This window comes from Desulfitobacterium sp. (genome assembly GCF_034927245.1).
Lineage (GTDB): Bacteria > Bacillota > Desulfitobacteriia > Desulfitobacteriales > Desulfitobacteriaceae > Desulfitobacterium_A.
This window is the reverse complement of sequence record NZ_JAYFQK010000081.1, coordinates 1-11,125: the sequence shown is the minus strand read 5'-3', so window position 1 is coordinate 11,125 and position 11,125 is coordinate 1. Positions and strand designations below refer to the sequence as shown.

Sequence of the window (11,125 nt, the reverse complement as noted above, 5' to 3'; positions counted from 1 at the left end):
TTCGAGCCCAAAAAAGATGCAGTTCCACTGACTCCCGGACAAAATCGCCGGTCATTGGCATCGTACTCATAGCCCTTACTCCTTTCGTACACGCCTGAATATAGAGTATTTCTGACACAGCGTATGCAAGAAAGGAGTAATTGGCTACACATAATTAAATGCTAAAAATCAACTTTCAGGGTTTTTACGAGAGCATACGCTCCCTCCGCGCGAGTCATCATCCGTTCGGGTTCGAAATTTGCTCCTTCTATTTTCATCAGCCCTAACCCTTTGACTAATGATGCATATCCCACTGCCGAATTATCGATACTGACATCCTCATAAGGACTTTGGAACAGGTTCTGAAGATGAGCGACTTTCTCAAGGTTTAAAAATCGGACAAGGAGCTTAGCCATCTGTTCCCGGTTCACATTATCCGCCGGGGATACATCTTCTCTTAACCAGCCTAAAGCCTTAGCCTTTTGCAGCACTTCTTGATCACTGAGGTTTGTACTTTGCCATACCCCATTTTTGGCAATAATCATCGCTCTGAGCATCGAAGCCATCGTTAAATTCTCATTGGGTTTAAATTCATCCTGATTTTCGCCGAAGATTCCCGCTTGGCCTAAAAGGCTGATTTCCTTTTCCGCAAAGTTGCCCGCTATATCCTTAAAGTAATAAGGATGTTCAAGATTTTCTAAAGCTTCCCCCTGCCAATTCAAAAACTGCTTCGTTTTAGCATCCATCATATTGGAGCGCGCCAGAACATTCTTCAGAGAAGGTTGATAAACAAGGCGGATTTCACTTAGCCCATTTGCATCATACATTTGTATATATTTAAGTTCTAAAGGACGGGCTTCAAGAAATGACGTTTCTGCACTCCCCTGAGCCATTGCCTCCGTTGGGTTCGGGAAATCCAGTTCTCCCCAATTCAGATTGTAGCCGATGATCGCTTTCGATACAGCATCAACCCTAACTGACATTCCATTATTGGGGAACAAAACACCTTTCTCGAGACGCTGGTAATTAAATTCTTGAAGATCACCCCTTGCACCCATTTTTATAGAGTACTCATTCGGATTCTCTATCAGCTTAACCTTTTGAAAACGCTCAGGTTGAATCTTCTTTAAAAAATCCTCGGCAAACTGTTGTGATGCCGCTCGATCCATTGGCGTTTGATCTTCTGTTTTGGGATTTGGCTGCGACGAAATACTGAAAGTGAAAGCCAATAATTCACCGTTTACGGCATCCACTTGAGCATAAATATTTTGGACATCTCCTTGATTCTTTTGATCGGAAGACCAATTTAAGGACCAGACCCGATTCCGACTATAGTATCCGTTCATACCTAAATTTGCGGTTCTTAAAATAAGTGAATCAGGGACATTGATCCACTTTTTAACCGCTTCAACCGCCTGTTCCTGAGTGATAATCTTTTCATTCTGCTCAATTTCCTTTTGCTCTTCCGGGCTTAAAACAGGCTGCTGAACCTCACCCCTACCCGCTTTATTGTAAGCACCGGCATTCGCGAGACTATCCTGAGCTAACCAATGTCCGTTTTCCAACTTAACCGGTTCCCCGGTGAAAGCATCTATTGCTCCATTGCTTGATGAATTCGTTAATTGGTAAATAAGGCGGGCTTGGGCTTTCGGTGTCGCAGTAAGAGGACGCATCTGCGGAGGTGTAAAGTATTGAAGTTCCAACATTTTGTATTTCTCAAAGGATTGACGTGCCTTATCCCCGCTGATGATCCCCTGAGCTTCCGGAAAACTATCCTTGCTCCAGTTCAAGTTGTAACTCATAATGCGGCCATCCCTGCCATTGACTTGAACATCCACAGAATTCCCGGGAAATTGAATTCCATTGACCACTCGTTTCCACTGAAATGCATAAGTGATCATGCCCCGATTATTCAATGATATAACTCGGGAATCTTCCTGAACAAATTCTAATTCTCCTAAACGATCCGGCAGCATTTTATTGACTAACTGCTGGGCAATTTCCTTCGCTTCCGCATAGGACACTTGAGGGAGATTGAATTCTGATTCCGTTTCGGGAGTGTTTTTCCATTGGTTCATATTCATAATTTCCCCGCTGTTCACATCCACTTGAGCCGAAAAGCTGCCGCCGTTCCGATCGGGATTCGACCAGTTCAACGACCAGCTTTGCCGGCTATTATAGCTGTTGAATCCTGAGGTAAACTGAGAAAATTCTTTAGGAACCTCGAAGTTTTGTTTCACTAAATTAATCGCCTGTTCAAGACTGATTTCAGTTTTGGCTGGGGCAGTGATTTTAGCTTTCGTTGCTTCAGCTCCTAAAACAGCTGTAGGAACAATCGTTTGTGCCAAGAACACAAAAGCTAAAGGAATTACTAACTTACGAAACTTAAACATGAAAAACATCATCCCTTCTTCCCTGGTTAATCCGGTTCACCCGATTAATCTATTTATCCATATATCCATATATATAGACGCAAATTCATACCAACCTATGACGGTCGAATGAATCTTTTTATTTATTAAAATTCTAATAACATAATCAAATATTTTTATAGTATAAATGTTCATACTATTCCATTTGTTCGGCAGGTTTTTCATCGTTTATGCCGAAAACCTTAATATTAGATGTTCTGGCAAACATATAAGGGGTGAATTGTATGAAACATCCTCTCCTGTTTATTTCTATTATCATCACTGCACTCATTCTATCCGGGTGTTCCCCATCCCTCAACGTACTCTCCTATCGATATCGCCTTGAAACATCCCAAACTTCGACTGCTCCTGTTGAACCGATGACCCCCGCTGACCGTAAAGAAGTAGAAGAGCTTTCTCTGGAATTTGCGCAGAAATATTATACATATAATCTTGAAAACTACGTCGAAGTGAATAATGAATTGCTTTCCCTAATGACTTCAGAATACCAGAACACCTTTAAACAGCTTACAACGGATGGCTTACTCGCCGCCAAAGCGGTTAATGCTGAATCTGAAGTTGAATCCGTGCAGGTTTCAGAGGTTGATAAACTTTCCTCAAACCTGGCCAATGTCAAACTTACCTTTGATGCAAAAGTTTCTGCGAATGGCCAAACAACTCGGAATCAATACAGCACTAAACTTGGTCTGCTTAAAGATGACGGACATTGGAAAATCAATACCATACTTTCCGAACAACCGGCAAGATTCTTCGAACTTAATAAACTGCTTTAGCGGAGCACCCCTAACTTAGGGGCACATAAAACTGAGGGACTGTTGAATTCAACAGTCCCTCAGTTTTATGTGGTAGGGGCGTATTAAACCTGTTCCCAAGATTTAAAAATATCAGCCCTATCCCATAATTTCGTATAAAGCTTTCCTTCATTCAGAAGTTCCTGATGTGTGCCGCGTTCCGCAATCTTGCCCTCGTTAAACACAAGCACTTCATCAAGCTTTTGCATGATCGGCAAATGATGGGATATGACAATGATTGTTCGGTCCTTCATTAAATCAAGAATTTCCTCGATCACGTCTCGTTCAGTCACCGGATCAAGCCCTGTTGTTGCTTCATCTAATATGAGAATTGGGGCATTTGTTAAAATGACCCGTGCAATTGCGAGCCTTTGGCGCTGTCCACCCGAAAGCTTGAGACCTTCTTCCCCGATTTTACTTTCATAGCCTTCAGGCAGGGAAAGGATAAAGTCGTGAATCTTAGCCTTCCGACAGGCTTCGTACAATTCTTCATCTGTTGCCTGAGGGCTGGCCAACAATAAATTTTCCTTTACCGTTGCATTAAATAGATGAGTCTTTTGGGTCACTACCCCAAAATAATGACGGGCTTGTGCCGCATCAATAGTCTTAAGCTCCTTACCATTGAGTTTAATACTACCCACATGATAATCCCAGAATCTCAGTAACAGCTGAACCAGACTGCTCTTTCCTGCTCCGCTTGGGCCCACGATTCCTACCTTTCCCTTGAGGGGGACCTTAAACGAGATATCTTGAAGCACATAGGGTTCGCCCTGCTCATAACGGAAATGAAGCTGAGATATTTCCAGCACAGGAGAATAACTCGGAAAAACAGAATCGATCGCCGACGCTGTGGAAGTGCGTAAGGTCTCCGGAACTTCAGGTTTCGATTCCTTCAATTCCCACAATCGCTCCGCCGCAACCCGTGTTTCATCAAACTTTTGCAAAGACATGGGCAGCGCTTCGATTGTTTCAAAGCTGCTGAGAACCCCTAGCGTAAGCATTCCCAGATAAACCCCGTCAAGTTTTCCTTGTTCAATCAGAATAACGCCGAATACAAGGACCACCCACATGCCTAAATTGGAAACCACGCCTAAAGCTGCCCCTGATAATCCTTCCAAGCGAGAATAGCTTCTTTGGGCTGAACTATATCTTTGTTGAGTCGTTTTAATTTTCTCAAGGAAAGATTCTTCTTGACCAAAAGAGATCAGCTCAGACATTCCCTGGATAAGATCGAGCGTTTGAACCTGAAGCTGTGACTTTTCCGTAATTTTCCGCTTCCCCGCATCCTTGCCCAGGGCTTTAATGACTAAAGGAATCCCTACTCCACCCAGGAGAAAGAAGGCGGCAAGAATAAACGGGAGCCGCTGATCAAAGGCAGCTAAAAAGATTCCATATCCCAATAAAACGATAACCGCAACCAAAGGAGGGGCAAGCACGCGAAGGTAGAGATCCTTTTGCGCCTCCACATCGCCTACGATTCGGCCGAGCAGATCACCGCTTTTAAAATACATCAGGCGCGCCGGGGCTAACGGTTCAATCGCTTCATAAACACTTACCCTGATTTGGCTGAGAATCCGGAAAGTGACATCGTGGGAAAAATAGCGCTCCAAATATCGTAAAACGGCTCTCCCAATCCCAAAGAAACGTACCCCGACAATAGCTACCATCAGGTCCATCATCGGGGGCTGAAGTGCCGCTCTAGCCAAGAGATAGGCAGCTGTCGCCATCAATCCGATATGACTGTAAATGGCCAGAACACTCATCAGCAATGCCAGCAGAATCCGTCGGCGATATGGAACCATAAGGCGAATCAAATATTGAAATCCTTTCATGCTGTCTCACCTCTGTATTCCCGGACAAACTGGGCATAGAGTCCCTGCCGCTGCAGCAATTCTTGATGAGATCCTGTTTCGGCAATTTTACCGTGATCAAGGACCAGAATACGATCAGCCTGACAAACCGTGTTTAAACGATGGGCAATCATCAGTACGGTTCTTCCTTTCATGAGCTCACTCAAAGAGTCCTGAATCACATGTTCACTTTCCGCGTCCAAACCTTCTGTCGCTTCATCTAATAACAGCAGTGAGGCATTTTTCAGAAAAGCTCGCGCAATCGCAATCCGTTGAGCCTGACCGCCGCTTAAACGGGCCCCGCCTTCACCTACCAAGGTCTGATACCCGTTGGGAAAAGTCATAATAAACTCATGGGCCGCTGCTTTTTCCGCCGCTTCGCGTACTTCTGAATCAAGAGCCTCCGGGCGGGCCAGCCGAATATTTTCCTCAATCGTACCTGAGAACAGATAGGGCTGTTGGGATAAATAGGCGATCTGCGAACGCCATTGGGCTGCAGGCAATTGTTCAAGCGGAGTTCCGGCAATGATAATTTCGCCTTTGGTCGGTTTTATAAAATGCATCAGCAAGGAAAAAACCGTACTTTTCCCCGCCCCGCTCGGCCCAACAAGCGCAACGTGTTCCCCCGGGCGAATCTCCAAATCGACCCCATCAAGTGCCGCTAATCCATCGGCATCGTAAACCAGGGAGACATTCCTAAAAATAATATTTGCCTTTGCTAATTCTAATTCTGAAGGCTTAGAACCGCTCTGAAGGCAAAGTTCATCATTTCCTAAATCCTCCGTATCCTCTGTCAGATTCTCAATCTGATTAAGAACCTCATAGATTCGGTTAGCGGCATTTACCCCGGAAAGACTGGCATGGAACCTTAACCCCAGATTTCGTAAAGGAAGATAAAATTCCGGAGTTATGACTAAAAGAAAGAGTGCCTCTTCAAATATTATTTTCCCGTAAACTAACCTTACCCCTAAGGCCACTGCCACAAGAGCCGTGCTGATCGTGGTCATGAATTCCAAGACCAGTGCGGATAAAAAAGCAATCCGTAAGACGCTGAGGGTCGTCTTGCGGAAAGACTCGCTAACTCTCCCGATCACGCGAGCCTGATCTTTGCTTCGCCCAAAAACTTTTAAAGTAGCCAATCCTTGCAGCATGTCCAGAAAATGCGCACTCATCCAACTTAAGGCACGCCACTGCTGCAACGACTTTTTCTCCGCAAGTTTGCCGATTAACATCATAAATACGGGAATGATCGGCCCTGTTACAAGCAAAACCAGAGCAGTTTGATAATCTAAAGGGAAGATATAAAAAAGCATAAAAAGCGGAATCAATCCGGCCATTGCAAGCTGAGGCAGGTATCGGGCAAAATAATCTTCCAGGGATTCAATTCCTTCAACTGCAGTGTTGACTAACTCACCCGCCCGTTCGCCCCGAGCATAAAGCGGGCCTAATTGAATTAATGCTTTAAGAAATTGTTCTCTGATATTCTCTTTGACCCGAATCGCTGCTTCTTGGGCAACAATCGCACTTAACCACTGAACAACGCCCCGCAGCAGTATAATCCCGAGTATCCATACCAGCGGTGTCCAAAGGCTTGTTAAAACCGCTTTATTAAGAAAAGCCTCAGCTACGACGTGAGACAATGCATAGGCCTGGGCAACCGCCAATCCTGCTGCCACGATCCCTAATATGACAGTTACAATGAGGAGACTCGAAACACGCCGTGATGCGCGCAGGAGCCGTTTATCGATCATACCTTCATCCCCTAATCTTGATCCGAAAAGTCTACTCTGATTATTCTCCATAAAGCTTATGCATTCCTCGTAGATACATATAAATAAAAGGGGCTGTTTTGCGACAGCCCCACTCGAATCAGTCTTCTATTATCCTAAATCCATTAATAACGCAGGTCTTTTTCGGTAACTCTTTTCCTAAATACCCAGTAGCTCCAAGCTTGATATGCAAGAACAATCGGAACCAGCGTTAAGGCGACGATCGTCATAATCTTTAGGGTATAAGGACTTGACGATGCATTATAGATGGTTAAGCTCCAGTCCGGTCTTAAGCTGGACACCATAACCCGCGGGAAAAGTCCGGCAAAGATTGAAGCTGTTAAGAAAACTATGGTTAAGGCGCTTGAAACAAAAGCCTTACCGCTTTTGCCGCTGCGAAGCATGACATTAGCTAAAATCAAAGCCACAGCACACAAAAGAAGGGCAATCGTAGCGACCATGCTTGCAAATAGATCTGTTTCAAAGAACGTCATTACTGCAAACACCACAACCACCAAAACTGTAACTACTCCGATTTTCTTAGCCGCATTTTGGACTTTATTGAGCATTTCCCCTTCTGTTTTCAGGCTCAAATAAAGTGCTCCATGAAGTGTGAATAAAAGGAAAGTAGATACTCCGGCTAAAAGCGCATACGGTGGAATGAGATCAAAGAAATTCCCCGCAAATTGCATATGGGCATCAATCGGGACTCCGCGAAGCAAATCCGCACAGGCAACACCCCAGAGGAGCGCAGATAAAGCACTGCCAATAAAGATCATCCAGTCCCAAAGATTACGCCACTTCGGATTGCTATCCGAACTTCTAAATTCAAAGGCCACCCCGCGTACAATTAAAGCAAAGAGAATTACGAAAAGCGCAAGATAAAATCCGCTGAACAATGTTGCGTACCAATTCGGGAAAGCGGCGAATATCGCACCGCCTGCCGTAATCATCCAAACTTCATTACCGTCCCAAACCGGTCCGATTGTATTGATCAAAACACGTCGTTCATTGTCATTCTTGCCCAGGAACGGCAGGAGTATTCCGACTCCAAAGTCAAAACCTTCAAGGAAGAAGAACCCGGCAAAAAGCACCGCGATTAAAATAAACCATAAAATGTTTAAGTCCATAATGATGCCCCCTTCGCCACATTCTCATCCGGTTTAGCTGTTATTTCATCCGGGCTTTGTTTTGCATATTTCACAAAGAGATACACGGCTGCCACGGCTACAACACCATAAATCAGAGTAAAGGCAATCAATGTCGTCAGAATCTGACCCGCAGGAACAACTGTCGAAACTCCTGCCGCTGTTTTTTGCAAGCCGTAAACAATCCAAGGCTGCCTTCCTATCTCAGCCACAAACCAACCGGTTGTATTGGCGATATAAGGAAGAGGGATTGCCCAAAGAAGGACTTTCAAGAAGCCGTTCTTTTGTTCAAACCGTTGATTCTTCAATGAGAAGATTCCGATCAAAACGAGCAGAATCATTATCGTACCTGCCGCTATCATGATCCTGAAACTCCAGAAGAGAGTGGTTACAGGAGGTACATAATTTCCGGGGCCGTATTGCTGCTCATCCGCTTTCTGAAGTTCGTTAATTCCTTTAACCTCAGCTGTGAAATTATTATAGGAGAGGAAGCTTAACATTCCGGGAATCTTAAGTTCAGATGTGTTCCTATGATTTTGTTCATCTATAGAAGCAAAGACATTAAAGCCTGCCGGCTGCTCTGTTTCCCAGTGTGCCTCGACTGCAGCCATTTTCATCGGTTGAGCCTGCACAAGATGTACGCCTTGAAGATGGCCTATGCCCATAACGCCAAAAACGCTGATTAGGCCGAAGATCGTAGCGATTTTAAAAGAGCGGCGGAAAACTTCAAGCGAATTTTTCCGAATTAAGTGGTAAGCACTAATTCCCAAGACAAAAAAGGCAGCTGTTGTAAAACCACTGAGAACGGTATGTGGAAACTGATAAAAGACGTGTTCATTGGTAATTAAAGCAAGAAAACTGTTCATCTCGGCACGGCCGTTTCTCAGCACATATCCTACAGGTTCTTGCATAAACGAGTTTGCGATCAAAATCCATAAGGCGGAAATGTTGCTTGCAAAAGCTACAAGCCATATACTGAGTAGATGGATCTTTTTCGAGAGTTTATCCCATCCAAAAACCCAAAGTCCAAGGAATGTAGATTCGATAAAGAAGGCAAGTAAAGCCTCAATCGCTAAAGGTGCTCCAAAAATGTCACCCATAAACCGAGAATATTCAGACCAGTTCATTCCAAACTGGAATTCCTGTACCAACCCTGTTACAACTCCGACCGCGAAGTTAATGAGGAATAATTTTCCCCAGAACTTTGTCATTTTTTTGTAGGTTTCATTTCCGGTTCGGACGTAAAGGGTTTCCATAATTGCAACGAGAACAGATAACCCGAGTGTGAGCGGTACAAAAAGAAAGTGATATGACGTTGTTACCGCAAATTGCAATCTGGATAAAATCAACGCGCTCATTCAATAACCTCCTATTTTTAATTTCGGGTATAGGGTGTGACCTGGCCTAAAAAACATCGCCTCTTTCCAATAAGTAATTATTATAAAATGCTATTTAGTATTACATTAACATTTTAATTATTTTAATTATAATTGTCAATAATTTCACAAATTTTTATTTGCTTTTTTTTCATTTTTTCATGTGAATATTTTTTCAATTCCATTTTAACCCGTAGTCCAAGGTTTAGCCAGAATTATTTTGCGGAAAAGTCGGAATCTTTTCAACACTTCGATTGCAGTCCTTCGATTAAGCATTTCATGCTCTCTTTATCCTTAATGGCCACCCGAATAAATTGACCTTCGAGTCCCTGAAAGTTATCGCAATTTCGCACGAGAATTCCTTTTCTGCCCAGTTTCTCTACGACTTCAGCCGCAGTCCGGTCCTTCACTTCGATTAACGCAAAATTGACCGTAGAGGAGTGTAAAATTAGGTTATGGAAATGTGCCTTATTAAACTGACGATAGAAAAATTCCCTGCTCTCCCCTATCTTTTGCCGTACTTCATCCGGAAAGGCAGAATCCTCCAAAACACATATTCCCGCTTCTTCCGCCAGAGCATTGACCGACCAGGGATCTCTATATTTTCTTACGCAAGTCAGAACTTCAGGTTGAGCGAAGGCTGCCCCTAATCGAATCCCCGGCAGAGAAAAAAACTTGGTCATAGAATAAAGCACAATAAGCTTTGGGTTGTCCTTGAGGTAATTTTTTGCGCTCCAGCGCTGCTCCTTCTCCAGAAATTCAAAGAAGGATTCATCAAAAATAACCCAGCAATTTGATGTCTTGGCGATTTCAAGGAACAGTTTGAATTGATCTTGATCCATCAGACTGCCTGTCGGATTATGTGGCGAATTAAGATAGACAAGATCACAACCGTTTAAAGCTTTCTGCCATAATTTAATAAACTTTTGACGCTCTTCAAGCGAGTCTATCCGTGGTAAGCTCTTCCATCCCTTAACCCCTAACGCTAAATAGCCAATCTCCGCTTTTGCCGCCCGGGCCGCCCGTTCATATTCACTAAAACCAGGGACCGGTATAAGGACTTTTACAGGATGCAGCGCCAAAGTCAGGCTAAACAGAAGCTCTCCTGCTCCGTTGCCTATTAAAATCTGCTCCGGCGGAAGTCCAAAACGCTGCGCTAATTTTTGGGTAAGGCGCTTCGAATCCGGGTCAGGATAATGGGTGATTTGGGGAAGCGATTCTTTAAGTCGCTGCCATAGGGCCTTTGGAGGTCCAAAGGGATTAATATTGGCTGATAGATCGATAAAATCCTCTCTTCCATATTTCTCCCGGGCCTCGCGCAAATTTCCTCCATGCATTCGCTTCACTCCTATGTGCAAACTTCAAAATTTTCCGAGGTTTCCTTCACTGTCCGGATAGCCGTGCTCTGAATCCCGCCGTTGCACGTTTTCATCCATTCGATCTGAACAGGATTAAATTGATCGCGAATATTCTCCAAGATTGCTTCTTGCTGATATGGTGATAATTCCGAAGCAAAAACCCCCGCCAGCAACGTTCCGCTGTGAGCGGTGATCATCCCCAGCCCCCCAAGACTTCTGACCAAGCGCAGGATTTCTTGCATATAGGGCTTAGGATTGATCTCCTGATTGCACTGGGCACTGATTGTACCGGCATAAGCCATTTTTTCCAAGTCAGAACGGTCAATACCTTCATAAAAAATGGCCAGGGCTTTTTTAATCAGAGCTTCATGCCTCCGGTAATGTTCCAGCAGATCGGCTCGGGCATTAAAACGTTGTGTATC

Annotated in this window: 7 protein-coding genes and 1 pseudogene; 1 reads left to right on the top strand and 7 read right to left on the bottom strand. The window is 44.1% G+C overall.

Going from position 1 to position 11,125, the window contains the following annotated elements:
• Positions 1 to 161: 161 nt before the first annotated feature.
• Positions 162 to 2,372, bottom strand: a complete 2,211-nt coding sequence (locus VB077_RS16220) for a YcdB/YcdC domain-containing protein (protein WP_323416300.1) — start codon at positions 2,370 to 2,372, stop codon at positions 162 to 164.
• A 263-nt stretch (positions 2,373 to 2,635) separates the two neighbouring features.
• Between VB077_RS16220 and VB077_RS16215 the strand changes: the two genes are divergently transcribed.
• Positions 2,636 to 3,184 carry a hypothetical protein gene (locus VB077_RS16215; protein WP_323416299.1) on the top strand — a complete coding sequence of 183 codons (549 nt, stop codon included), beginning with the start codon at positions 2,636 to 2,638 and terminating at the stop codon, positions 3,182 to 3,184.
• Between the two features lie 83 nt (positions 3,185 to 3,267).
• On the opposite strand, the gene cydC is transcribed toward VB077_RS16215, so the two are convergent.
• The 6 genes and pseudogenes from cydC to VB077_RS16185 all read right to left on the bottom strand — a co-directional run.
• The gene (gene cydC, locus VB077_RS16210) at positions 3,268 to 5,034 is read right to left on the bottom strand and encodes a thiol reductant ABC exporter subunit CydC (RefSeq protein WP_323416298.1); all 1,767 of its coding nucleotides are present in this window, start codon (positions 5,032 to 5,034) and stop codon (positions 3,268 to 3,270) included.
• Positions 5,031 to 6,803 (bottom strand): thiol reductant ABC exporter subunit CydD, encoded by a 1,773-nt coding sequence (gene cydD, locus VB077_RS16205; RefSeq protein WP_323416297.1) that lies wholly within the window; start codon positions 6,801 to 6,803, stop codon positions 5,031 to 5,033. Before cydD ends, cydC begins: the two co-directional genes overlap by 4 nt.
• A gap of 143 nt (positions 6,804 to 6,946) precedes the next feature.
• Positions 6,947 to 7,951 carry a cytochrome d ubiquinol oxidase subunit II gene (cydB, locus tag VB077_RS16200; protein ID WP_323416296.1) on the bottom strand — a complete coding sequence of 335 codons (1,005 nt, stop codon included), beginning with the start codon at positions 7,949 to 7,951 and terminating at the stop codon, positions 6,947 to 6,949.
• Positions 7,942 to 9,327 carry a cytochrome ubiquinol oxidase subunit I gene (locus tag VB077_RS16195; protein WP_323416295.1) on the bottom strand — a complete coding sequence of 462 codons (1,386 nt, stop codon included), beginning with the start codon at positions 9,325 to 9,327 and terminating at the stop codon, positions 7,942 to 7,944. The genes cydB and VB077_RS16195 overlap by 10 nt, the downstream gene beginning before the upstream one ends.
• Positions 9,328 to 9,587: 260 nt before the next feature.
• Positions 9,588 to 10,682 (bottom strand): threonine-phosphate decarboxylase CobD, encoded by a 1,095-nt coding sequence (gene cobD / locus VB077_RS16190; RefSeq protein WP_323416294.1) that lies wholly within the window; start codon positions 10,680 to 10,682, stop codon positions 9,588 to 9,590.
• Positions 10,683 to 10,693: 11 nt separating this feature from the next.
• Positions 10,694 to 11,125: pseudogene (locus VB077_RS16185) on the bottom strand (GHMP kinase); the annotation flags it as partial.